The sequence below is a fragment of the Mycobacterium kubicae genome (assembly GCF_015689175.1).
Lineage (GTDB): Bacteria > Actinomycetota > Actinomycetes > Mycobacteriales > Mycobacteriaceae > Mycobacterium > Mycobacterium kubicae.
In genome coordinates, this window is the sequence record NZ_CP065047.1 from 2889712 (window position 1) to 2914550 (window position 24839).

General features: G+C 67.8%; 21 protein-coding genes and 1 pseudogene. 11 read left to right on the plus strand and 11 right to left on the minus strand.

Going from position 1 to position 24839, the window contains the following annotated elements:
• Positions 1–58: 58 nt before the first annotated feature.
• Positions 59–1009 carry a M56 family metallopeptidase gene (locus I2456_RS13435; protein WP_085074292.1) on the minus strand — a complete coding sequence of 317 codons (951 nt, stop codon included), beginning with the start codon at positions 1007–1009 and terminating at the stop codon, positions 59–61.
• A 14-nt stretch (positions 1010–1023) separates the two neighbouring features.
• Positions 1024–1440, minus strand: coding sequence for a BlaI/MecI/CopY family transcriptional regulator (locus tag I2456_RS13440; protein ID WP_085074291.1), 417 nt, complete (start codon positions 1438–1440; stop codon positions 1024–1026).
• A gap of 375 nt (positions 1441–1815) precedes the next feature.
• Here I2456_RS13440 and I2456_RS13445 point away from each other — a divergent pair, with 375 nt between their 5' ends.
• Positions 1816–2253, plus strand: a complete 438-nt coding sequence (locus I2456_RS13445) for a PaaI family thioesterase (RefSeq protein ID WP_068023661.1) — start codon at positions 1816–1818, stop codon at positions 2251–2253.
• 43 nt (positions 2254–2296) lie between these two features.
• Here I2456_RS13445 and I2456_RS13450 read toward each other — a convergent pair whose 3' ends face one another.
• From I2456_RS13450 to I2456_RS13460, 3 genes and pseudogenes are all read right to left on the minus strand, one after another.
• The gene (locus I2456_RS13450) at positions 2297–3688 is read right to left on the minus strand and encodes an NAD(P)/FAD-dependent oxidoreductase (protein ID WP_068023669.1); all 1392 of its coding nucleotides are present in this window, start codon (positions 3686–3688) and stop codon (positions 2297–2299) included.
• A gap of 143 nt (positions 3689–3831) precedes the next feature.
• A pseudogene (locus I2456_RS13455) lies at positions 3832–4754 on the minus strand (LLM class F420-dependent oxidoreductase).
• A 39-nt stretch (positions 4755–4793) separates the two neighbouring features.
• Entirely contained in the window at positions 4794–5471 is a 678-nt protein-coding gene (locus I2456_RS13460) for an SDR family oxidoreductase (protein ID WP_085074290.1), read from the minus strand.
• 220 nt (positions 5472–5691) lie between these two features.
• Here I2456_RS13460 and modA point away from each other — a divergent pair, with 220 nt between their 5' ends.
• The 6 genes from modA to I2456_RS13490 all read left to right on the plus strand — a co-directional run bounded on the left by modA (position 5692) and on the right by I2456_RS13490 (position 11087).
• Positions 5692–6456, plus strand: a complete 765-nt coding sequence (modA, locus tag I2456_RS13465) for a molybdate ABC transporter substrate-binding protein (protein ID WP_085074289.1) — start codon at positions 5692–5694, stop codon at positions 6454–6456.
• Positions 6457–6465: 9 nt separating this feature from the next.
• Positions 6466–7260: an ABC transporter permease gene (locus I2456_RS13470; protein ID WP_068156621.1), complete on the plus strand. Its 795-nt coding sequence runs from the start codon at positions 6466–6468 to the stop codon at positions 7258–7260.
• A gap of 6 nt (positions 7261–7266) precedes the next feature.
• Entirely contained in the window at positions 7267–8376 is a 1110-nt protein-coding gene (locus I2456_RS13475) for a sulfate/molybdate ABC transporter ATP-binding protein (RefSeq protein ID WP_085074288.1), read from the plus strand.
• An 81-nt stretch (positions 8377–8457) separates the two neighbouring features.
• Positions 8458–9582, plus strand: coding sequence for an alanine and proline-rich secreted protein Apa (locus I2456_RS13480; protein WP_085074287.1), 1125 nt, complete (start codon positions 8458–8460; stop codon positions 9580–9582).
• A 142-nt stretch (positions 9583–9724) separates the two neighbouring features.
• The gene (locus I2456_RS13485; protein ID WP_067409356.1) at positions 9725–10003 is read left to right on the plus strand and encodes a GlsB/YeaQ/YmgE family stress response membrane protein; all 279 of its coding nucleotides are present in this window, start codon (positions 9725–9727) and stop codon (positions 10001–10003) included.
• 61 nt (positions 10004–10064) lie between these two features.
• Positions 10065–11087, plus strand: a complete 1023-nt coding sequence (locus tag I2456_RS13490) for a zinc-binding alcohol dehydrogenase family protein (RefSeq protein WP_085074286.1) — start codon at positions 10065–10067, stop codon at positions 11085–11087.
• A 5-nt stretch (positions 11088–11092) separates the two neighbouring features.
• On the opposite strand, the gene I2456_RS13495 is transcribed toward I2456_RS13490, so the two are convergent.
• The 5 genes from I2456_RS13495 to I2456_RS13515 all read right to left on the minus strand — a co-directional run bounded on the left by I2456_RS13495 (position 11093) and on the right by I2456_RS13515 (position 17257).
• Positions 11093–11857 carry a CPBP family intramembrane glutamic endopeptidase gene (locus I2456_RS13495; RefSeq protein ID WP_085074341.1) on the minus strand — a complete coding sequence of 255 codons (765 nt, stop codon included), beginning with the start codon at positions 11855–11857 and terminating at the stop codon, positions 11093–11095.
• 40 nt (positions 11858–11897) lie between these two features.
• Positions 11898–12563: an MOSC domain-containing protein gene (locus I2456_RS13500; protein WP_068156865.1), complete on the minus strand. Its 666-nt coding sequence runs from the start codon at positions 12561–12563 to the stop codon at positions 11898–11900.
• Between the two features lie 77 nt (positions 12564–12640).
• Positions 12641–15037 carry a phosphoketolase family protein gene (locus I2456_RS13505; RefSeq protein ID WP_085074285.1) on the minus strand — a complete coding sequence of 799 codons (2397 nt, stop codon included), beginning with the start codon at positions 15035–15037 and terminating at the stop codon, positions 12641–12643.
• Between the two features lie 10 nt (positions 15038–15047).
• On the minus strand, positions 15048–15905 hold the full coding sequence (locus tag I2456_RS13510; protein WP_085074284.1) for an SDR family oxidoreductase: 858 nt from the start codon (positions 15903–15905) through the stop codon (positions 15048–15050).
• Positions 15906–16000: 95 nt separating this feature from the next.
• A complete protein-coding gene (locus tag I2456_RS13515) occupies positions 16001–17257 on the minus strand; it encodes an FAD-dependent oxidoreductase (protein ID WP_085074283.1) in 1257 nt (418 codons plus the stop codon).
• A gap of 89 nt (positions 17258–17346) precedes the next feature.
• On the opposite strand from I2456_RS13515, the gene I2456_RS13520 reads away from it, so the two are divergent.
• From I2456_RS13520 to I2456_RS13535, 4 genes are all read left to right on the plus strand, one after another.
• Complete coding sequence (locus I2456_RS13520; protein WP_085074282.1) at positions 17347–17850, plus strand: GNAT family N-acetyltransferase; 504 nt, start codon at positions 17347–17349, stop codon at positions 17848–17850.
• A gap of 69 nt (positions 17851–17919) precedes the next feature.
• The gene (locus I2456_RS13525) at positions 17920–20313 is read left to right on the plus strand and encodes a CaiB/BaiF CoA transferase family protein (protein ID WP_085074281.1); all 2394 of its coding nucleotides are present in this window, start codon (positions 17920–17922) and stop codon (positions 20311–20313) included.
• A gap of 61 nt (positions 20314–20374) precedes the next feature.
• Complete coding sequence (locus tag I2456_RS13530) at positions 20375–21859, plus strand: acetyl-CoA acetyltransferase (RefSeq protein ID WP_085074280.1); 1485 nt, start codon at positions 20375–20377, stop codon at positions 21857–21859.
• 135 nt (positions 21860–21994) lie between these two features.
• Positions 21995–24094, plus strand: coding sequence for a Rossmann-fold NAD(P)-binding domain-containing protein (locus I2456_RS13535; RefSeq protein WP_085074279.1), 2100 nt, complete (start codon positions 21995–21997; stop codon positions 24092–24094).
• Between the two features lie 15 nt (positions 24095–24109).
• On the opposite strand, the gene I2456_RS13540 is transcribed toward I2456_RS13535, so the two are convergent.
• On the minus strand, positions 24110–24835 hold the full coding sequence (locus tag I2456_RS13540) for a DUF72 domain-containing protein (protein WP_085074278.1): 726 nt from the start codon (positions 24833–24835) through the stop codon (positions 24110–24112).
• Positions 24836–24839 lie beyond the last annotated feature (4 nt).

The following is a 24839-nucleotide window of genomic DNA, read 5'->3' on the forward strand; positions in this document are numbered from 1 at the left end:
CTTTCCGACACACTGTTGCACAGCGGACGCGTGGTCCTCCATGGTGCTTACTCGGTCTTTACCTGGCGAACAGCCGGTGCAGTTCGGTGAGCCACGGTACGGCCAGCGCGATGGTGGGCACCACGAGTACCGCGGCCGCGGCCAGGTATGCGGCGGCTGCCAGCAGGGGGCTGTTACCGCGGCCGGACAGTCGACGCACCCTCAGCACGGTGCTGGGACCGCCGGCCGCCAGCGCGCACGACGGGGGCCGGCCCGACGCGCAGGCCACCAGTGCCCGGGCCAGGGGAGTGCGACCGGCGGCACGCACCGCCGCGTCGTCGGCTAGCAGTTCGACGAGCAGTTGCACCGCGCCCAGGGCGTTGGCGCTGCGCACCAGCCGCGGGAAGGCGGCGTGAACGGCGGTGAACGCTTCGAGCACCAGGTCATGCCGGGCGCGCAGATGCGCCCGCTCGTGGGTGAGGATGGCCGCGACTTCGTCGTCGGCCAAGGTTTTGAGCGTGCCCTCGCTGACCACGACCCGGCTGCGCACGCCGGGCAGACAATAGGCCAGCGGCTGCGCAACGTCGAGGATGCGCAGGTCACGGGTCCAGGCGCAGGCTTCGGCCAGGGGGGTGTCGCGGTCGACGCCCACCAGATCGACCACCATGCGGTGGTGGGCCCGTCGCCGTCGTGTCGCGATGGCCACTCGCACCACCGCGGCGACCAACCGGATGCCGATGAGCACGGTCAGCGCGAAGACAGCCAGGTAGGCCGCCCATAGCGCCCAGCCGAGCCGGCCTTCGGCTTCGATGATGCTGGCGGTGGGTCGGCCGTCGGGACCGGGCATCAGTACCCGGCTGGCGATCGCGATACCGGCGCTGAACGCCGACAGCACCGCCGCCAGCGCGACGGCCTGCCACAACACCATCGCCGCCCGGGGTGCGCGCAACGGCCACGTCGCTCGTGCCAAGAGGGCTGGCACCGGGCCAGCCAGCAGCACCGCGAGCATGGTGAAGGCCAGCGCGGACACGCTGCAAGTCTCCCTCAGTCGGCCGCCGATGCGCCACCAGATGGCGAAGTGCGGTGAGTCGTCTCCAATTCGGCGAGGGCACGCCGCAGGGCGTCCGCCTCGTCGGGGTTCACCCGCTCGACGAAGTGCACGAGCGCGGCCTGTCTGCTCCCGAAGTCCTCGGCTTGCGCCAGCGCGTCAACCATCAGGCCGGCGACCAGTTCGTCGCGGCCGTGCACGGGTGCGTAGCGGTGGGCCCGGTCGTCGCGGATCTGCGAGACCAGATTCTTCTTGGCCAACCGTTGCAGCACGGTCATCACGGTGGTGTAGGCCAGGTCGCGTCGCGTGGACAACGCTTCGTGCACCTGGCGCACTGTTTGAGGCTCGGGCGTGGACCACAGGTGATCCATCACGGCGCGTTCCAGATCCCCGAGCCGCGTCAGCTTGGACATAGTCCGTTCTTCTCCATCAGGGTTGACGCCAGCGTACTCCGACTTACTACCGGCTGTCGTACGCAAGGCCGAACAAGTCTCTTTGCGAGTGCTGCAGGACCGGCCGCGTGGGCGCGAGATGGGATCGTCCTCACCGGTGTCCGCCACGCGGATCGAATGCTCCGACACGTATGAAACATAGCGCATCCGACGCTTGCGAAATTAGGGCAGCCTTGCCTATGCTGATCGTGGTCGAGCGTAGAAATGGCCGCGTAGAGGTCCTGAGGGCTGCAGTGACCCCCGGCCTACTCGATCGGCGAGCCCCGTGCCCCGTGCGCGGGGCTCGCCTGCTTCTCCGGTTAGGGCGCGAGGTGTCGATGGTGTAGACACGAGGACGTGCCAAGCCCGTCAGATCCGTCCACGCTGCCGTCGGCCATCCCGCCGAATTTCACTGCGCCGTTCGACGCCGAGCTGGGTCTGACTTTCACCGAGCTCAGCCCCGACGGTGCGCGAGCGCAGTTGGAGGTCAAGCCGAAGCTGTTGCAGCCCATGGGACTCGTGCACGGCGGCGTGTACTGCTCGATGATCGAGAGCATGGCCAGCGTGGCTGCCTTCACCTGGCTGGCGTCGAACGGCGGCGGCGAGGTCGTCGGGGTGAACAACAACACCGATTTCCTGCGCGCCATCAAGTCCGGGACGGTGTACGGGAACGCCGAACCCGTGCATCGCGGTCGACGTCAACAGCTGTGGCTGGTCACGATCACCGATGATGCCGAGCGGCTGGTCGCCCGCGGTCAGGTGCGACTACAGAATCTCGAGTCCCGCTCCAGCTGAATCCGGCTGCGCCGCAACGCAATCGGCGCGATGGCGACAGCGGCTAGCTGGCCTTCCTGGTCACCGTTTCCGACTGTTGGGCTTCCGCGGCCAATTCGGCGAGTTGTTCCAAACGGGTGCGGGCGAATGCCTGCTGATCGGTGATGGTCAGCTGGCCGCGCCGGGTGCTCAGGAACGTCACCGTCCACGACAGCAGCGTGGTGATCTTGGTCTTGAAACCGATCAGGTACACCAGGTGCAGGACCAGCCACATCAGCCAGGCGATGAAGCCGCTGAACTCCAGTGGACCGATCTTGGCCACCGCAGAGAAGCGCGACACGGTTGCCATCGAGCCTTTGTCGAAGTACTGGAACGGCTCTCGTGCCGTCGGGTCCGCCCCGTCGAGTTCGGCCTTGATGTTGTTGGCGACGTACTTGGCGCCCTGGATGGCGCCTTGGGCGACGCCGGGCACGCCTTCGACGGCGGCCATGTCACCGATGACGAACACATTCGGGTGTCCCGGGATCGAAAGGTCCGGAAGCACTTTCACCCGGCCGGCCCGGTCGAGCTCGGCGTCGGACTGCTCGGCCAGGTCGCGTCCCAGCCGGCTGGCCGACACCCCGGCCGACCAGACCTTGCAGGCCGATTCGATGCGCCGCTCGGTGCCGTCGGCGTCCTTGACGGTGATGCCGTTGCGGTCCACGTCGGTCACCATCGCGCCGAGTTGGATCTCGACGCCCAACTTCTTCAACCGCGCGGCGGCTCGCTCGCCGAGCTTTTCGCCCATTGGGGGCAGCACCGCAGGCGCGGCATCGAGCAGGATGACCCGCGCCTTGGTCGAATCGATGTGCCGGAACGCGCCTTTGAGCGTGTACTCGGCCAATTCCGCGATCTGCCCGGCCATTTCGACGCCGGTTGGGCCGGCACCGACGACGGTGAAGGTGAGCAGTTTCTTGCGTCGTTCCGGATCGCTTGACCGCTCGGCTTGTTCGAAGGCGCTCAGGATCCGGCCGCGCAACTCCAGTGCATCGTCGATCGACTTCATGCCCGGGGCGAATTCGGCGAAATGATCGTTGCCGAAGTACGACTGTCCGGCGCCGGCCGCGACGATCAAGCTGTCGTAAGGCGTTTCGTAGGTGTGGCCCAGCAACTCAGAGACGACGCATTGCCTGGCCAGGTCGATGTGGGTGACATTGCCCAGCAGCACCTGGACGTTGCGCTGCTTGCGCAGCACGACGCGGGTGGGCGGGGCGATCTCGCCTTCGGAGATGATGCCGGTGGCCACCTGGTACAGCAACGGTTGGAACAGGTGATGGGTGGTCCGGGCGATCAGCTTGATGTCGACGTCGGCATGCTTGAGTTTCTTTGCCGCGTTCAGCCCGCCGAACCCAGAGCCGATGATGACGACGCGATGCCTACGGCGCGGCTCAGCTGTGATTTCCTGCTGGGGACTCATGTGCCTCTGCTCCTGACGGGGCTCCTCGGCGGGCGCCTTTAGTTAGCTACTCACCCTAAATCCAGGGTAGTCAAGCCTCACCCAGATACCCAGGCGCACGGGTGTGTAATCAGCCACACCGCGGGCCGCGCGCTTTTGTGGCGTTAAACACCCAGCAGCGGTCGCAGTGCTTCTGCAGCCGTGGTGATGACCCCCGGGGCGAAGCCATGCGAGGACAGGTTGATGATGACTCCGCCGACTCCAGCGTCGAGCACCTTGGCTTGCACTTGCTCGGCAATCTGCGCCGGGCTACCGACCACCATGCGACCGCTGACCTGCTCGGGAAGCCTTTGTGGACTGAGGCTTTCGTCGATCCGGACCGTGAGCATGACACTGGTTTCCAGTGTCGACGGGTCGCGGCCGGCTTCTTCGCACCGCGCCGCCATCGCCTTCATCTTGCGCGGCAGGTCGTCCAGTGACGCGACGATGTTGAGATGGTCGGCGTTGCGCGCAGCGATCGCGAACGTCTTCTTCTCACCGCCGCCGCCGATCAATACGGGGATGTGATCGCGGTAACCGGCTCGGCCACCGCCGACTCCGTGGTGTACCAGTCGCCCGAAAAGCTAGGCCGCTCACCGTCGATCATCGGCTTGATGATCTGAAGGGCCTCTTCGAGCCGATGGAACCGATCGGTGAAAGTGCCGAATTCGAAGCCAAGTTGGCGGTGTTCGAGCTCATACCACCCGGCTCCGATGCCCAGGATGGCCCGGCCCGCACTGACGACGTCCAAGGTGGTGATGATCTTGGCCAGCAGGGCCGGGTTGCGGTATGTGTTGCCGGTCACCAGCGTGCCCAACTGCACGCGTTCGGTGGCGGTGGCCAGCGCGCCCAGCGCGGTGTACGCCTCGAGCATCGGTTCGTCGGGCGCTCCCAGCATGGGCAGCTGATAGAAGTGGTCCATCACGAAAACCGAGTCATATCCCGCTGATTCAGCCTCTTGAGCCTGCGCGATGACGGACGGGAAGAGCTTTTCCACACCGGTTCCGAAGGAGAATTTCGGAATCTGAAACCCCAGCTTGATGGCCACGGTACTCACCGTAGCGTTCGGCTGGGTTATCCGGGATGCTCAGGCGAAATGCGTCAACGCACCGTGGCTGACGTGCAAGGTCTGGCCGGTGATGTGGCGCGCTGCGGGCGTAGTCAAAAACCGCGAGAGCCGCGCGATCTCCGCCGCGACCGGTGCCGGCGTGCGGGACAAGCCCTCGTAGCCGGGCTGGGCGCTGCGCCCGCAGGCGACCGTGTTGACCGTGATGCCACGGGTGCCGTAGATCTCGGCCTGCCCGGCGACCCAGTTGGACAGCGCGGCCTTGATCGCGGCGTCGACGCTGCCGGACGGAGGGTTCTCGGCGACCACGCTGATGATGGATCCGCCGGAGCGGAGGTGGTCACCCACGCACTGGACGGTGAGCACCGCGGAAAGCACCGTTGCGTCGAGCGACCGGCGCCAGGCGGTAGCGGTGTCGGACAGCGAATAGGTACGCGGGTCACCGGCATCCGTGGCGGCCGCGGGCACGTTGACGATGGTGTCCAAGTGGTGCGGGAACAACGCGCGGGCGTCCTGCAGGCTCGCCGCGTCGGTGGTGTCGCAGACGATGGCGTCGGCGTCGAGTTCCTTGGCGACGACTTCCAGTTCGGCGCGGCGGGCGCCTACGAGGGTGACCTTGTGGCCGTCGTCGCGAAAGCCCTCGGCGACGGTGCGTCCCAGGTCGGTATCGGCACCGGTGACCACAACCTCCACGGCCATGCCTCCTCGTGTTCAACGCTGAACCCAGACCCTGGCACTGCACCAGCGCACCACACGCGCCCGGGATCTCCGCGTGTTACGGCGTCAATCCCTGCTGATGTTACTGGACAGTAGCTATCCGGCGAAATTGCCGCCGCGGCGACTCGCGGGGCAATTGCATAACTATTCGGCCGCGCGCCCTCTGCGGGTCATCGACGGCGTGGACACGTAGGTTGAATCAGTGCGTCGAATCGGGGTCCGGGCCGGTTTGGCCGCTGCGGCGCTGGTCTGCGTCGTGGTGGCAGGTGGGTGCGACTCGACCTCCGCACCGCATACCCGGCTGGTGGTGTTCGCTGCCGCTTCGCTCAGATCGGCGTTCACCCAGATCGGTGAGCGCTTCAAAGCCGACAATCCGGGCACGGACGTGGAGTTCGACTTCGCGGGCTCTTCGGAGTTGGCGACGCAATTGACCCAGGGCGCTACCGCCGACGTCTTCGCCTCGGCGGACACCGCGCAGATGGATGTCGTCACCAAAGCCGGGCTGCTTGCCGGTGCGCCGACGAATTTCGCGTCGAACACGCTGGTGATTGTCACCGCCCCCGGCAACCCGAAGCACATCGCGTCCTTCGCCGACCTCGGCCGGCCCGGCCTCAGTGTGGTCATCTGCCAACGGCCGGTGCCCTGCGGATCGGCCGCGCACCGCGTCGAAGACGCCACGGGCACTCGCCTCAACCCAGTCAGCGAGGAACCCAGCGTCAGCGACGTGCTCAACAAGGTGACCACCGGCCAAGCCGATGCGGCGCTGGTCTATGTCACCGACGCGCGCAGCGCCGCGAACAACGTCACCACGGTCGGATTCCCGGAAGCCGCCGGCGCGGTGAACGTCTATCCCATCGCGGTGCTGAAGAACGCGCCGCACGCCGCGCTGGCGGGGAAGTTCGTGGCCGGGGTCGGCGCCGAGTCGGGGCAGCAGATCCTCGACCAGGCCGGTTTCGCAAGGCCCTGACGAGCTGCTGTGCACCGGCCGACCGAGCTACCCCGTTGGGTTTATCTGCCCGCCGCGGCCGGCATCGTCTTCGTGGCGTTACCGCTCGTGGCGATCGCCGGGAAAGTCGACTGGCCGCGGTTCTGGTGGTTGGTCACCAGCCACTCCTCCCTGACGGCGCTGTTGCTCAGCCTCAAGACCGCCGCGGCCAGTACCGCGCTGTGCGTGGGGTTCGGCGTGCCGATGGCGTTGGTCTTGGCCCGCGGCGGCCCCCGGCTGACACGAGTGATCCGGCCGGTGATCCTGCTGCCTTTGGTGCTGCCGCCGGTGGTGGGCGGCATAGCGCTGCTGTACGCCTTCGGCCGGCTGGGACTCATCGGGCGGTATCTGGAGGGTGCCGGTGTCAGCATCGCGTTCAGCACGACGGCGGTCGTGCTGGCGCAGACCTTCGTGTCACTGCCCTTCTTGGTGATCTCGCTGGAAGGCGCCGCGCGCAGTGCCGGCGCTGACTACGAGGTCGTGGCGGCGACGCTCGGCGCGCGGCCCAGCACCGTCTGGTGGCGGGTCACCCTGCCGCTGTTGTTGCCCGGTATGGCGTCCGGAGCGATATTGGCGTTCGCCCGGTCGCTGGGGGAGTTCGGTGCGACGCTGACGTTTGCCGGCTCCCGGGAGGGCGTCACCCGCACCCTTCCACTGGAGATTTATCTGCAGCGCGTCGATGACCCGGCTGCCGCGGTGGCCCTGTCGATTGTGCTGGTGGTGGTGGCGGCGCTGGTGGTGTTGGGCCTGGGTGCGCGCCGGCTCGCCGCGGCGGACCCGAGGTAGCCGGCGATGACCGAGTTGCAGCTGCGCGCCGTCGTCGCCGACCGCGGTCTGGACGTCGGCTTCTCGGTATCCGCCGGCGAGGTATTGGCGGTTCTCGGCCCCAACGGGGCGGGCAAGTCGACCGCGCTGCATGTCATCGCCGGGCTGGTGCGCCCCGATGTGGGTCTGGTGCGGCTGGGGGACCGGATTCTCACCGACACCGCCGCCGGGATAGAGGTCGCCACTCATGACCGCCGAGTCGGCTTGCTGCTCCAAGATCCGCTGCTGTTCCCGCATCTCAGCGTGGCCGCCAACGTGGCGTTCGGGCTACGCAGCCGCCACGGCTGGTTTCGGCCCGGCCGCGCGCCGGCCAGGGAAGCGGCGCTGCGGTGGCTGCGGGAAGTGGACGCTGCGGAGTTGGCCGAGCGCAAGCCGCGCCAGTTGTCGGGCGGGCAGGCGCAGCGCGTGGCCATCGCCCGCGCGTTGGCGGCCCAACCCCAGGCGTTACTGCTCGACGAGCCGCTGACCGGATTGGATGTGGCCGCTGCCGCCGGGATTCGAGCGGTGCTGCGCGACGTCGTGGCCGGCAGCGGTTGCGCGGTCGTCATGATCACCCACGACTTGGTGGATGTGCTCACGCTGGCCGATCGCGTAGTGGTGCTCGAGTCTGGCCGGGTCGCTGAGACCGGCTCGGTCGCAGCGGTGCTGGCCGCGCCACGCAGCCACTTCGGGGCTCGGGTCGCGGGCGTCAACCTGGTCAGCGGATCGATCGACGACGACGGCAGCTTGCGGGATCCGTCGGGGCAGCGCTGGTATGGCGTTGCTGACGAGGCGCTCAGCAACGGCCAGGAGGCGGTGGCCGTATTCGCGCCTGCCGCGGTGTCGGTCTACCCCCAGCCACCGCATGGCAGCCCCCGCAACAGCGTCGAGGTGGTTGTCGTCGAATTGGGCACCCGCGGGTCTGCCGTCGTGGTGCGCGGACACGACCAACCCGACGGTGCGCCCGGGCTGGCCGCCACCATCACCGCCGACGCCGCGGCGGAGTTGCGGCTGACCCCGGGCGCGCGCGTGTGGTTCAGCGTTAAGGCGCAGGAGGTTCGGCTGCATGCGGCTGTGCAGCGCCACAATTCCTCGTGACGCAGACCCGCTAGTAATCAACTGGCCAGACACCGGCTGGGCATCCTTGCTTCGCCGCGCTAACAGGGTAGGTTCGTCGCCATGCATCAGGTGCACCCGAACACGCCACGCCGCAAAGGGCTGTGGGCAACGCTGGCCATCACCGCGGCGACCGGTGCCAGCGTCATCGCCGTCGCTTTGCCGGCAACCGCGAGCGCAGATCCCGAACCGGCGCCGCCGCCCAGTCCGGGCGCTGCGTCGCCTCCGTCGAACGCCCCGGCGAACCCCGCCCCGGCGAACCCCGCGCCGGCGCAAGTGAACAATCCGGCATCACCAGCACCCGCGGCGCCCAACGCGGCCCCGGGCGACCCGGGCGCGGTGCCCGCACCGGCCGATCCGAACGCCCCGCAGCCAGTGGTGGCGGACCCGAATGCCCCTGAGCCGGGGCGCGTCACCAACGCCGTGGGCGGATTCAGTTATGTCGTGCCTGCCGGTTGGGTGGAGTCCGACGCGTCCCACCTGGACTACGGATCGGCACTGCTGAGTAAGACGGCGGGCGAGCCGCCATCGCCCGGGCAGGCCCCGCCGGTCGCCAATGACACCCGGATCGTGCTGGGACGGCTGGACGCGAAGCTGTACGCCAGCGCCGAGACGACCAACCCGAAGGCTGCGGTGCGGTTGGGATCGGACATGGGTGAGTTCTTCATGCCGTACCCGGGCACGCGCGTGAACCAAGAGGCGACGCCGCTCAGCGCCAATGGGCTGTCGGGCAGCGCCTCGTACTACGAGGTGAAGTTCAGCGACACCACCAAGCCCAACGGTCAGATCTGGACGGGTGTGGTGGGCACGCCACCGGCCGGAACCACCACCACCGGGCCGCCGCAACGTTGGTTCGTCGTGTGGCTCGGAACGGCGAACAACCCGGTCGACAAGAACGCGGCCAAGACGCTGGCGGAGTCGATTCGCCCGTGGACCGCGCCGGCCGCGCCCGCACCGGCCCCCGGCGACCAAGCACCCGCCCCGGCGCCCGCCGCGCCCGCTCCGGCAGCGCCGGCACCGGCTGCACCCGCGCCGGCGGCTCCGGCGGCTCCCGCGGCTCCGGCCGCACCCGCGCCGGCGGCACCGGCCGCCCCTGCGGCACCGGCTCCCGCCCAGGCTCCGGCGCAGGCGCCGGCAGGTGAGACGGTGCCTGGCGCCGTGTCACCACGCATCACGACTTCGACCTAGGCGGAGGTTCGCGTCGCGGCCGCGACGGCCGCGGACGTCACCCAACGGGTTAGGAAATCGTTACTTTGATGATGCAATAGACGGCGTCGGCTCCGGGTATACCTGTCGCACCCTGCTACAAGTCAATACCAAGGAGCTGGTCATGATCCTGCACATCATCTGGCTAATCGTCATCGGGCTCGTCGTCGGCTTGATTGCGCGACTCATCGTTCCAGGTAGGCAGCCCATGGGCTGGATCGCCACCGCCTTGCTGGGCATCGCAGGCGCCTACGTCGGCGGCACTTTGGGAAGCGTGGTGTTCCCGCCGCACAAATTCACCATCACCCCGCCGATCGAGCACTCCTTCCTGGGGGCCCTGGTTGGTGCGGTGATCCTGTTGCTGATCTACAAGTTCGCCACCTCCCGCACGCGCACCTTGTAGTACCCGCGTTACCGGCCCAGCGGATCGGACGGTTCGCGACCGGCAGCGGCATGATGGGGTAATGGCGTCAGCGACGACCACCATGACCGCTTGGCAGGTTCGCCAACCGGGTCCGATGAAAACCGGCCCGCTGCAACGAGTTACCACCGAAGTGCCGCGGCCCGGACCGTCCGATCTGCTGGTCGCCGTCCGCGCGTGCGGGGTATGCCGGACCGACCTGCACGTCACAGAAGGCGACCTGCCCGTACACCGCGACCGGGTGACACCCGGCCACGAGGTGGTCGGGGAAGTCGTCGAGGTGGGCGCCGAAGCGGGCGACGACTTCGTTGTGGGGGACCGAGTCGGTGTGGCGTGGCTGCGCCACACGTGCGGGCTGTGCAAGTACTGCCGCCGCGGCGCCGAGAATCTTTGCCCGAACTCTCGCTACACCGGTTGGGACGCCGACGGCGGTTACGCCGAATTCACCACGGTCCCAGCCGCTTACGCGCATCATCTGCCCAGCGGTTACAGCGACACCGAGCTCGCGCCGCTGCTGTGTGCCGGCATCATCGGATACCGCTCGCTGCTGCGCGCCGAGTTGCCGCCCGGCGGCCGACTGGGGCTGTACGGATTCGGCGGCAGTGCCCACATCACCGCGCAGGTGGCTTTAGCCCAGGGCGCCGAGGTGCACGTGATGACGCGTGGGGAGCGTGCTCGGGAATTGGCGTTGGAGCTCGGCGCGGCCTCGGCGCAAGGAGCCGCAGACCCGCCGCCCGTGCCGCTGGACGCCGCGATACTGTTCGCACCGGTGGGCGACCTGGTGCCGCCCGCCCTCGAGGCCCTCGATCGCGGCGGGACCCTGGCGATCGCGGGTATCCACCTGACCGATATTCCGGCGCTCAACTACCAGCGTCACCTGTTTCAGGAGCGCCAGGTGCGGTCGGTCACCTCCAACACGCGGGCGGACGCGCGCGCGTTTCTCGACTTCGCGGCGCAACACCACATTCAGGTCACCACGCCGGAATACCCGCTGACAGAAGCCGATCGCGCACTGACCGATCTGAGCAGTGGCCGCATCGCCGGAGCAGCAGTGTTGCTCGTGTAGGCGATTTAGGACAGGTGCCAGACCAGCGCGGCGGCCAGGGCACCCATCCCGTTGAGCGACCAGTGCAGCGCAATCGGCGCGATCAGGCTGCCGCTGCGCCGCCGTAGCCAGCTGAATACGAAACCGGCTGCCCCGGTGGCCAATACGGCCAGGGTGACTCCGGCCAGCATGCCGAAGATGCCGCCCCCGAACAGCCGCGTGAAACCGACGTTATTGCTCGTCAGGCCCAGCGACGTCGCGACGTGCCACAGACCGAACAGCAGCGACCCCGCGACCGCGACAGCACGAAAGCCCCACGCCCGGTTCAGCGCACCATGCAGCACACCGCGAAACGCCAGCTCTTCGGGGATGACAGTCTGCAGCGGGATGATGACCATCGAAGCGATCAGCGCCCCCGAAATGGTGGCGTAGTGGTTGTTGAGAAACATCGGCCGGGTCATCGGCAGCGCTACGGCGACAGCGATCACCGACACGACTACGGCCATGGCCGCCAGCGCGTACCCGAAGCCGGACTTCCAATCTTCGCGGCCCAACCCGAGATCTGACCACCCCAGGCCGTTGCAACGAACCAGAACCACCAGCCCGATCGCTGCGGCGGGCACGGTCGCGAAACTCGCCCAAGGCGTGGTGAAGTGCGCAATCAGATTGGTGAGCACCAGCACGACCACGACGACGGCGACATCGACCTGCACCCGGAACCGGTGCAGCGCCGAGAGCAGAGACACCAGCGGGTCGACGGCAGCTACGTCGGTCGCGGCGTGGTCAGACATTGACGCGAGTTTACCTGCGCCGAGCCAGCACAGGAGTGACTCAGCCTTCGGTCGACGCCAGCCGACGGCGCGCATAGCCTTTCATCTCGGCGGACAAGGCGTCGGCAACCAGCAGCCGGGGAAGCAGTTCCGGCTCTTGCATGCGGGCGCGGAACACCAACGCGATAGTCACGTCATGGTCGGGCCGATAGTCGACGGTGATCGGGTCACCGGCTTGCACCGTTCCCGGTGAGAGCACGCGAAAGTAGGCGCCGGGTTTGCCTGCTTGAGTGAAGGTCTTGATCCACTGGCTGAGGTTCAGGAATGCCGAAAACGTCCGACACGGGGTGCGGGGGGCCGACACTTCCAACAGCACACCGTCGCTGCCAACCCGCCAGCGTTCCCCGATGCGCGCGTTGGTGACATCAATCCCGGATGTGGTCAGGTTCTCACCGAACATGCCGTCGGTCAGGGTGCGCCCGAGCTGCGTTTCCCACGCGTCGAGGTCTTCGCGGGCATAGGCGTACACGGCTTGGTCGTCCCCGCCGTGCAGCTTCTGATTGCCGATGCTGTCGCCGACGAGTCCACTGCCCAGCCCGCCGCGCATCGGCCCGGGCGGTCGCACCAACACCGCGCCGGTCGCGGGCACTTTGTCGATGCCCGTCATCTTCGCCTTCCGGCGCGGATCGGGGTTCTCGCGGAACCGCGCCAGGTTGACCGACAGCACTTTTGCCACCCGCACAGGTTAGCCGTGCCGACGTCAGTCGCTCGACTCCCCAGGTCCAATCGGTCGTCTCGCTCCCGTCACTCACTACGTTCATTCCGCTCGCTCGACTCCCAGGTCCACCCGCTGATCTGTGGGTCATCCTCCCCGTGCTCGCGGGTGTAGCGCCGCGCCGCGATGCGCGCGTCGGCCATCCGCTGGCGCAGGACCGCCGCCCGGCTGCCCAGCTCTTCCACCCGGTCGATGACGTCCATCACCAGATGGAAGCGGTCCAGATCGTTGAGCATGACCATGTCGAACGGCGTCGTAGTGGTGCCGCGCTCCTTGAACCCGCGCACGTGCATGTGGTCGTGTCCGGCGCGGCGATAGGTGAGCCGGTGAATCAGCCACGGATAGCCGTGGTAGGCGAAGATGACCGGCTTGTCCTGGGTGAACAGCGCGTCGTATTCGCGATCCGGCAGCCCGTGCGGGTGCTCGGAATCGGGCTGCAGCCGCATCAGGTCGACGACGTTGATCACCCGAACGGCCAGGTCCGGCAGCTCCCGACGCAAGATGTCGGCCGCGGCCAACGTTTCCTGCGTGGGAATGTCACCGGCGCAGGCCAGCACCACGTCCGGATCCCCGGTGGCGGTGCTGGCCCACTGCCAGATGCCCAGACCGCGGGTGCAGTGGGCAATCGCTTCCTCGGCATCGAGGTAGGCCAGGGCAGGTTGCTTGCCGGCCACGATGACGTTGATGTAGTTGCGGCTGCGCAGGCAGTGATCGGCCACCGACAGCAAGGTGTTGCCGTCCGGCGGCAGGTAGACGCGGGTCAGCTCGGCGCGCTTGTTGGCCACCAGGTCGATGAAGCCGGGGTCTTGGTGCGACGCGCCGTTGTGGTCTTGACGCCACACGTGCGAGCTCAGCAGGTAGTTGAGCGACGCGATCGGTTGTCGCCAGGGCAGTTCCAGGCAAGTGCCCAACCACTTCGCGTGTTGGTTGAGCATCGAGTCGATGATGTGGACGAAGGCCTCGTAGCAGTTGAACAAGCCGTGCCGACCGGTCAGCAGGTAGCCTTCCAGCCAGCCCTGGCAGAGGTGCTCGGACAGCACCTCCATCACCCGCCCATCGGGCCCGAGGTGGTCGTCGTCGTCCTCGAGTTCGGACACCCAGACCCGGTCGGTCGCACCGAACACCGCATCCAACCGGTTGGACGCGGTCTCGTCGGGTCCCATCAAGCGGAACCGGTCGGGGTTGCGTTTGATGACGTCGCGCAGGAAGGCTCCCAACACTCGGGTGGCTTCGTGCATCTTCGCTCCGGGCTGCTCGACGTCGACCGCGTAGTCGCGGAAGTCCGGAAGGTCCAGGTCGTGCAGCAGCAGCCCGCCATTGGCGTGCGGGTTGGCACTCATCCGCCGGTCGCCGGTGGGGGCGGCGGCCTTCAGCTCCGGCCGTAGGGCGCCGTCCTGGTCGAAGAGCTCCTCGGGGCGGTAGCTGCGCAGCCACTGCTCGAGCTGCTTACGGTGCTCGGGGTTTTCGTGCGTGGCGGCCAGCGGCACCTGGTGGGAGCGCCAGGTGCCCTCCACCCGCTTACCGTCGACCTCTTTGGGACCGGTCCAGCCCTTGGGGGTGCGCAGGACAATCATCGGCCAGACCGGGCGGTCGGTCTGCTCACCGCCGCGTGCGGCTTGCTGGATGGACGCGATGTCATCGAACGCGTCGTCCAGGGCGGCGGCCAGTTGCTGGTGGACGGCGGCGGGGTCGTCGCCGTCGACCGTGATGGGGCGATAGCCGTACCCGCGCAGCAGCGACTCGAGTTCGGTGTGCGGGATGCGCGCCAGCACGGTGGGGTTGGCGATCTTGTAGCCGTTGAGGTGCAGGATGGGCAGCACCGCGCCGTCGACGGCCGGGTTGAGGAACTTGTTGGAGTGCCAGCTGGTCGCCAGCGGGCCGGTCTCGGCCTCGCCGTCACCGATCACGCAGGCGACCACGAGGTCGGGGTTGTCGAACGCCGCGCCGTAAGCGTGTACCAGGGCGTAACCCAGTTCGCCGCCCTCATGAATAGATCCCGGGGTCTGCGCCGCGACATGGCTGGGGATGCCGCCGGGGAAGGAGAACTGCCGGAACAGCTTGCGCAGCCCTTCGGCGTTCTCCTCGATCCCGGTGTACACCTCGCTGTAGGTGCCTTCGAGATAGGCGTTGGCGACCAGCCCTGGACCGCCGTGGCCCGGCCCGGTCACGTAGATGACGTTGGCGTCGCGGTTGCGGATGACTCGGTTCAGGTGGGCGTAGATGAGGTTGAGCCCTGGTGTGGTGCCCCAGTGCCCCAGCAACCTGGGTTTGACGTGCTCGGGGGACAGCGGTTCGGTCAGCAACGGGTTGTCCAGCAGGTAGATCTGGCCGACCGAAAGATAGTTGGCCGCCCGCCAATAGGCGTCGATCACGGCGAGTTCGTCGTGGGAAAGGGTCGCGGACACGGTGGTGGATGCTGAGCTCATGAAGACCGGGTTACTCCCCTTCGCCGCGGGCGCGCGACTCGTAGGCCCTGCGCTTGGCGACATCGACATCATCGGTGAAAACGTGTTCGCCGCCGAGTATCCGGTTCAATCCCTCGGCAAACGGACGAGGCATGAACTTCTGCGAAACGACCATGGCGCCGGCCGCTTTGGTGATCCGCACCCGCGGCTTGGGCCGCGCGATGAGCCCGACGATGGCGTCGGCGATGTCGGATGGTTCGGCGTTCTTGAAACCCTTGATGCCCGAAGTGCCGGCGACCAGTTCGGTGTTGGCGAACGACGGCAGGACCATCGAGAACTTCACCCCGGCCGAGCGGTATTCCAACCGCGCGGAGTCGGTGAAGGCGACCACCGCGTGCTTACTGGCGCAGTAGGTCGCCAGGCCTATCGCATAGATCTCCCCGGCCAGCGACGCGACGTTGATGACGTGTCCGCGCCGGCGGGGCACCATCCGCTCGACGGCCAGTTTGCTGCCCAGGATGACGCCGTAGACGTTGATGTCCAGGATGCGTCGGGTCACCGCGTCCGGTTCGTCGATGATCCGGCCGACGGGCATGATGCCCGCGTTGTTGACCAGCACGTCGATCGGGCCCAGTTGGCGCTCCACTTGGTCGAGGAATTCGGTGAACGACTCCCGATCGGTGACGTCGAGTCGGCCGTACACGTCGAGCCCGAGGTCCGCGCCGGCTTCCTTCACCGTCGCCTCGTCGATGTCACCGATGGCCACCTTGGCGCCCAACCGGTGCAGCGCGGTTGCGGTCGCCAACCCGATACCCCGCGCCCCGCCGGTGATGACGACGACCTTGCCGCGGACTTTCAGGCCCAGGAATTGCGCGTGCTTGTCTGCCATTGCCGTCCTTCCCCAAAGACTTGACGGGTGTCAACTCGAGTAAGCACAACACTCGTCGCCGTTCAGTGCAACAAGCCGGCCGCGGCTGCGCCCGGTTATCCGGGCACGCGGCGCTCGTTGAGCAACGCCTCGGCAGTACGCCGTCCGCTGACCAGGGCGCCCTGGATGGAGGCGGTGTCGCGATGATCACCGCACCACCACAAGCCGTCACCGACGCGGACTGACCGCCGGACGCGCAACGGCGGCGGCTGAGCCGGCAGCGCGTGGCGAATGACGTGTCGAGTCACCAGTTCCCAGCCGTGACCGTCGCCGCCCAGGATGTCTGCGGCGTGGCGTCGCGTCACCGTCTCCGGCGGTTCGGCACCATCTTCGGCCAACAGCGCCGACGCGCTGATCAAATGGCGGCCCGGCGGTGCATAGCTCGGGACGGCGGCGCTGATGACCGCGGTGTTCAGCACCGGCCCTCGCGGCTTGACCCGGCCGTCCACCCAGAGCATCGAGTACGGCGAGGGCACCTCGCTCACCGCCCACCAGTCGGTGACCACCCCGTGAGTGCGAGGCACCGGCTGACCGGTCAGCGCGGCCGCGTGTGCCGGGTCGGCCGCCACCACCACGTCTCTGGCGCTGACGACACTGTCGTCACCCCGCACCATCCAGCCCTGCCCGTCCCGCTCGACGCGGGTCACTTTGCGGTTGAGCGCGATGCGGCCCGCGAGCGGCTCAGCAAGTTGGCGCGGCAGCGCCCGCATGCCCTGAGCCGGCAGACCGGGGACTCCCAACACGAAAGAGCGGGCCAGCAACAGACTGAACGCGTTGGACGTGGCCCCGTTGTCCTCGAGCAGCACGCCGGCCAGGAATCGGTCGACCACGCGACGGGGTAGCCCGCGCACACCGCAGCGATCCAGCGCCTGTCGCAACGTCTCGTCGCGACCACTCGTCTTGAGCCGGCGGGGTCGCAGTGCCGGTGCTGCCCACCGCGCCAGCGCCAGCGCTTCGCGGGGGCCGATCGCGCGCGCAGCGATCATCTTCGGGACCCGCGCGGGTTCGCGCAGTGGATGCACCAGCACCGCGTGACCCTGCTCTCGCCGCACTGCGACACCCGCGCCGAAGGCCTGCAGGTCAAGGGCGGCGATGTCGACGGCGCGTCCGAGTTCGGGGTAGGCGGGGTTGAGCACCTGAAACCCCCGGTCGCAGCGGAAGCCATCGATCACATCGGTGCGGATCCGCCCGCCTACGTCGTCGCCGGCCTCCCACACGCCGACCTCGCGCCCTGCGGCGGCCAGCACACTCGCACACCGCAGTCCGGCCAGTCCCGCGCCGATCACCAGGACGTCGAGGTCGCCTTCGCTCATCGTCCGCCAACCTCTCCACAGCTATCGCGTCCGCCCGCCACTCAACCACACGTTCTGAGCCCTGCCGCGGATCCAGCCATACTGCACAGGTGACGCACGTTCGGCCCGCCCAGGCCGAGGACGCGCTGGCAGTAGCAGCGGTCCACGTCCGGTCCTGGCAGTGGGCCTATCGGGGACTGATCGCGCAGGACTATCTCGACAGCCTGACACCCGCCGCGTGGGCCAGCCGGTACACCTTTGGTCGCGTCGGTGTCCGGTTGCCGTCCACCGTCGTCGCGGTCGACGGCTCGGTCATCTGCGGCCTGGCTACCACCGGTCTTTCCGATGAACTGCCGAATCATGGTGAGCTGATGGCCCTTTACGTCGACCCGGATTATCTGGGCCGGGGAGTGGGGCGTGCGCTGATGGGCGCCGCCCGGCAGCGGATGCGGGCCTTGGGTGTCGCCGGAGCGTCGCTGTGGGTACTGGCCGGCAACGACCGCGCGCGATGGTTCTACGAACGTGACGGCTGGGCGTTCGACGGGACGCGGCGGTTGGGCAGTTACGGCGGCGCGCCCGTGGAAGAACTGCGGTATCGATGCACGCCGGTCTGAGTCACCTCGCATGCTGCTCGAGGCGGCCACTTCGGGGGACTGCGGAGCCGCGACGACTACGGTGGCCCCATGACCGACGGGTTGCTTGACGGCGTCCGCGTGCTCGACTTGTCCTGCGGCGACGCCGATTCGGTGACGCGGCTGCTTGCCGATCTTGGTGCCGACGTCCTGAAGATCGAACCCGCCCACGGCTGTGCCGCCCGTGCCGCGCTACCGACCGTCGACGGGTCCAGCATCGCGTTCGCCCTGCACAACGCGAACAAACGCAGTGCCGTGCTGGATCCCGGCAGCGAACACGATCGCCGGCGGTTCTTCGACCTTGTCGCAACCGCCGACATCGTGGTGGATTGCGGCAATCCCGGGCAGGCCGAGGCGTTTGGGACGTCGTGCACCGAACTGGCAGATCGCTATGAACACCTGGTGGTGTTGTCGGTCGCCGACTTCGGCCTCACCGGCCCACGGTCGTCCTGGCGCGCCACCGATCCGGTCTTATATGCGATGTCAGGCGCACTGTCGCGGTCAGGTCCCAGCAGCGGGACTCCGGTGCTGCTTCCGGAGGGCATTGCGTCGGCGACCGCGGCTGTCCAAGCCACGTGGGCGGTCCTTCTGGCGTACTACCACCGGATTCGTTGTGGCACAGGCGACTTCGTCGACTTCTCCAGATTCGACGCGGTCGTCATGGCCCTGGATCCGCCGTTCGGGGCGCACGGTCAGGTCGCGGCCGGCTCCACCGGCACCGAGCCTTGGCGGGGACGCCCACAGAATCAGGACGCCTACCCGATCTATTCATGCCGCGACGGCTACGTCCGGCTGTGCGTCATGGCGCCCCGGCAGTGGCGCGCGCTGCGCGGCTGGCTGGGGGAGCCGCAGCAGTTCCAGGATCCCAAGTACGAACTCATCGGCGAACGTCTGGCGGCCTGGCCGCAGATCAGCGGCTTGGTCGAGAGGTTGTTCGCCGACCAGACGATGAAGGACCTGGTGGTCGCCGGCCAGGCCCGCGGAGTTCCGATCGCGGCGGTCTTGAAGCCGTCGCGGATCTTGACCTCCGAACATTTCACGGCGGTGGGCGCCAGCACCGACGTCGAGATCGCACCCCACGTCAACACGGCCGCGCCGACCGGATATTTCGTCGTCGACGGGCAACGCTGCGGCTTGCGTCATGCGGCCCCCGCGCCGGGCCACGACGAAGCGGCGTGGCGCGGTCAGTCGGCCCCGGCGCCGCATCCGAGCACGGCCAGCGGCTATCCACTACATGGGCTGCGCATCCTCGACCTTGGCATCATCGTCGCTGGAGGGGAGGTCGGCCGGTTGTTCGGCGACATGGGCGCCGAGGTCATCAAAATCGAAAGTGCCGAGTACCCGGACGGTCTGCGGCAGGCCCGCGTCGGGGACGCGATGAGTGAGTCGTTCGCCCGCACGCACCGCAACCAGTTAGGTCTAGGGCTGAATCTGCGCAGCGACGAAGGCAAGAAGATCTTCGCTCGCCTGGTCACCGCAGCCGATGCGGTGTTCGCCAACTTCAAGCCAGGAACCCTTACTGCACTTGGCTTTTCCTACGAGACGCTGCACGCCCTCAATCCCCGCATCGTGCTCGCCGGCAGCAGCGCGTACGGCCACCACGGGCCCTGGACCAATCGGCTCGGCTACGGGCCACTGGTTCGGGCCGCCACCGGCGTGACCCGGCTCTGGACATCAGACGAAGCGCCCACCAAGGCAGCCCGCCACGCCTTCTACGACGCGACGACGATCTTCCCCGACCACGTCGTCGGTCGGATCACCGCGATCGGGGCATTGGCGGCATTGATACGTCGGGACCGCAGCGGCGCCGGCGCCAATGTCCATGTCTCCCAAGCCGAAGCGGTCGTCAATCAGTTGGACACGTTGTTCGTTACCGAGGCCGCGCGGGCCGGTGGCACTGATGACATTCGCGCCGACACCAGCGTGCACGCCGTCTACCCGTGCGCGGGTGACGACGAATGGTGCGTCATCTCGATCCGGTCCGACGACGAATGGCGGGCAGCCACAAACGTTTTCGACGAGCCGCGGTGGGCGGCGGACGCACGCTTTGCCACCGGTGCAGCGCGGGTCGCCCACCGTCGCGACCTGGTCGCCCTGGTGTCGACCTGGACGCAGGCGCGCACTCCGGTGCAAGCCGCCACCCTCTTGCAAGCCGCCGGTGTAGCGGCCGGTCCGATGAACCGCCCACCGGACCTCCTCACCGACCCACAACTGCTCGAGCGCAACGTGCTGCAGGAGTTGGTGCATCCGCTGATCCAGCGTCCGCTGCCCGCCGAGACAGGCCCGGCGCCGTTTCGGCACATCCCGCCCGCGCCACAGCGCCCGGCGCCCCTGCCCGGCGAGCACACCCGGCAGGTCTGCCGCGACCTGCTCGGCCTGACCGCAGCGGACATCGAGCGATTGATCGCCGAAGGAACGCTGTTCGCGCCCGCCGAATACGCCTAGCGGCTCTAGCGCCGCCCAGGGTGCAACGCCGCCCCGCCTACCCCCGCGATAGGTTCGAGGCATGCCCGTCGATCCCAGGACTCCGGTCCTCATCGCATCCGGCCAGGTCAACCATCGCGACGAAATCGATCCGGAGAAGCACTCCGTGGAACCGGTCGACCTCATGGTGGCCGCCACCCGACAAGCCGCGGATGCCCGAGTGATCGAAGCGGTCGACTCCATCCGTGTGGTCAACATCCTGTCCGCCCATTACCGCAATCCCGGGCTGCTCCTGGGCGAACGGCTGGGACTCCGCGACTATCGCGCCGGCTACAGCAGCGTCGGCGGCAACACCCCCCAATCGCTGGTCAATCAGGCCTGCCTGGACATCCAGCGCGGCGCGACGCGAACGGTCCTGATTGCCGGCGCCGAAACATGGCGCACGAGAACCGGGCTGAAGAAGGTGGGCGCCCGGCTGGTGTGGACCGACCAGGACAACTCCGTCCCGATGCCGGAAGTCGCCGATGACGACGTACCGATGGCCGGCGACGCCGAGATCAGGATCAAACTTGATCGGCCTGCCTTCGTGTACCCGCTGTTCGAGCAGGCACTGCGGCTGGCCAACGGCGAGTCGACCGAAGACCACCGCCGCCGCGTGGGAGAGCTCTGGGCGCGGTTCAACGCGGTAGCGGTCGACAACCCGAACGCCTGGATCCGTCAGCCGGTGAGCGCCGAGGAGATTTGGCAGGCTGGTCCGCAGAACCGAATGATCAGCTGGCCGTACACCAAGTTGATGAACTCCAACAACATGGTCGACCAGGGGGCGGCGCTGATTCTGACGTCGGTCGAGCAGGCCAGGCACCTGGGCGTACCGGAAGAACGGTGGGTCTACCCGCACGCAGGTACCGACGCGCACGACACCTCGGCCATCGCCGAGCGGGCCGAACTGCACCGGTCACCGGCCATCCGCCTCGGCGGTGCCCGTGCGCTGGAACTGGCCGGGTTGGGCATCGACGAGGTAGACCACGTCGACCTGTACTCCTGCTTCCCCTCTGCCGTTCAGGTCGCCGCCGCAGAGCTGGGCCTTCCGGTCGATGACCCGGCTCGGCCGTTGACTGTGACCGGAGGCCTTACCTTCGCCGGCGGCCCGTGGAGCAACTACGTCACCCACTCGATCGCCACCATGGCCGAAGTGTTGATCGCCAACCCCGGCCGACGCGGCTTGATCACCGCCAACGGCGGCTTCCTGACCAAGCACAGCTTCGGTGTGTACAGCACCGAGCCGCCCGCGGAATTCCGCTGGGAGGATGTGCAGGCGGCGGTCGATCGCGAGCCGACCCGCACCGGCCTGATCGAATGGGAGGGCGTCGGAACGGTCGAAGCGTGGACGACACCGTTCGACCGGGACGGACGCCCGGAAAAGGCGTTCCTGGCGGTGCGCACGCCCGACGACGCCCGCGCCTTGGCGATCATCACTGATCCCGCCGCTGCCGAAACGACCGTCAGCGAAGACATCGGGGGCGCCAAAGTTGCGGTAGCTGCCGACGGCAGCGCGGCACTTCAGTAACCGACCGGTAAACACCGCCGCGGTGCGGCAACCTTGCGCGAGGGTCACAGTTAGGGTCACGTTCAAGACTCAAACGTCGCGCAAGTATCGCCGCCTGCCTATTGTCATCACAGACGTCGTGGGAGGTGAGGCCAGGTGCGGATCCTGGTTACCGACGCCACCAGCGCCGTTGGGCGGCAGGTCACGCGCCAGTTGATCGCCGCCGGACACAGCGTCAGCGGCGTCGGCCGGCGTCACCACCCGGCGCTGCACCGTGACGTCGACTTCGTTTGCGCGCCGCTGCACCACCCCGTGCTGGGGGAATTAGCCGCCGAGGCCGACGCCGTCATCCATCTCGCGCCGGTGGACACCACCGCACCGGGCGGTGCAGGTATTTCCGGCGTCGCTCACGCCAGCCATGCCGCCGCCCGCGCGGGCGCACGGATGCTGCTGGTAACCCACGCCGCCGGACGACCGGACCTGTACGAGCAGGCCGAGTCGTTGGTGTCCACCGGCTGGGCGCCGGGCTTGGTGATCCGCATCGCGCCCCCGGTCGGTCGCCACCTCGACTGGATGGTGTGCCGCACCGTGGCCACGCTGATGCGCGACAAGGTCTCCGCCCTGCCCATGCGGGTGCTGCACCTCGACGACCTGGTCCGCTTCCTGGTTCTGGCGGTCAGCAGCGACCGCACCGGGGTCGTCGATCTGGCCACCCCGGACACCATCAACGTAGTGACTGCGTGGCGACTGCTGCGCTCGGTCGACCCTCGACTGCGGATACATGGCGTCCGTAAGTGGGACGAGCTGATCCCGAAGATGGACATCAGTTCCGCGCCGGAAGATTGGCACTTCGAGTTCGGCTGGCAGGCGCTCGACGCAATCGTCGACACCGGACGAGGTTTGGCGGGGCGCAGACTGCACCCAGAGGGTGCGGTCGACGGATCGGGTCAGTTGCCACTACCGATAGAGGCACCGGCACGGCCGCAACCGCCGGACGGCGCAGTGCTGGACTCGGCGGCACCTGAGGGCCTGGAAGGTGAATTCGACGACCGGGTCGATCCGCGCTTTCCGGTCTTCAGCGCCGCCGCCTTGGCCGAGGCCCTGCCCGGACCGTTGACCCCAATAACGCTGGACGTTCAGGTCAGCGGCCTGCGTGCCGCCGGTCGGGAGATGGGGCATGTGCTCGCCCTCGGCGACGTCGTCGCCGAGGAGTGGGCGAACCGGGCCATTGCGGTCTTCGGTCACCGGCCTTATGTCGGGGTATCGGCCAACATCGTTGCCGCAGCTCAACTTCCGGGCTGGAACGAACGTACGGTCGCCCAGCGCTCCTTGGGCGACCGGGCCGAAGTCACCGAACTGCTGCCGATGGGCCGCCCCCAGGTGGCGGCTGGACCGCTCGGCTCGGTTGCCAAAGTGGTTGTGACGGCGCGGTCGCTGGGGCTGTTGCGGCACTTGCGGGCGGACACGCAGGCCTATCTCACCGCGGCAACCGCCGAGCACCTCGACCCCGCGCAGCTGACCTCACTGCCGGAGGCCGCCCTGGAAGTGCGAGTCGGCTTGCTACGGAATCGCATTCAGCAAGGATGGATGCTGACCGGACTGTGGGTTCTGGACACCGGCATCAGAGCGGCACTGCTGGAACACAATCGCGCCGAGGCGGGCGTCTCGGGACTCGGGGCGATCATGGAAAGCAGCCGGATCGCTGCCGAGACAGCCGCTCTTGCGGCCGCACTGCGTGCCGACCCGCCGTTGTGCGCGCTGGCCCGCGAAGGCAATGCCGCGAGTATTCGCGCCCTTTCTCCGGCCGCGGCTGCCGCACTCGATGCGGCCGTCGCGCAATTGTGGCATCGGGGTCGCGGGGAAGCCGAGTTGGCCAACCCGACTTTCGGCGATGATCCGGCGTCGCTGCTGATGATGGCGGCCGAACTTGCGATGAGTCCCGAGCAGCCGACCCCGACGGCGAAGTTCAGTCGGCGGCTGACTGCCGGTGCCCGCGGCTCGCGGGAGTTGGCTCATGACACCACCCTGCGGTTCACCCACGAACTTCGAACCACACTGCGCGAGTTGGGTTCCCGTCGTGTCGCTGCGGACCTGATCGACGTCGTCGATGACGTGTACTACCTGACGTGCGACGAGGTGATCGCGATGCCTGCGGACGCCCGGCTACGGATCAAGCGCCGCCGCGCGGAGCGCGAACGGCTGCAGGCCCAACACCCGCCCGCCATCATCGACCACACCTGGAAGCCCGTCGAGTAACCGATCATCGCCGGCTCATGTCAGAATTTCCCGCAGCGACAACGCATTCCGCACCGCGTGGCCGCCTATGTCGTTGTTGAAGTACATCCATACGTCGCGGCCCTGACTGTCCCACTCGGTGATGCGCTCGGCCCACCACCGCAGGTCGCTGTCGGTGTAGGAACCGGTATACAGCGACGCCGGTTCCGGCCCGTGCATGCGGACGTACACCAGGTCGGTGGTGGCGCGTGGGACACACACCAGATTGGCGCCGCTCATCACGACATAGGCAGCGCGGTGGCGTTCCAGCAGTTCGTAGACGGCCGGGTCGTTCCACGACGGATGGCGTAGCTCGACGGCAACCCGGATCCAGTTCGGCACGCTGGCCAGAAAATGATCCAGGCGCGCGTCGTCCCGCTGCTGCTCCGGATGCAGTTGCACCAGCAACACTCCGCGACGATCACCCAACGCCTGCCAGCATCGCTCGAACCGTTCGACCCAGGGTTCTGGGTTGGCCAGTCGGCGGTAGTGCGTCAGACCGCGGTGCGCCTTAACCGAGAAGGTGAATCCGTCGGGCACTCGCTCGCGCCAGCCGGCGAATGTCGAATCCTTGGGCCAGCGATAGAAACTGGCGTTCAACTCGACGGTGTCGAAGACCTCGGTGTAGCGCGCCAAGCGGCGGGCAGGTGGCAAGCGCGGCGGGTACAGCACCTCCGCCCAGTGGTTGTAGGACCACCCGGAAGTGCCGATTCGCACGCTCATGGCC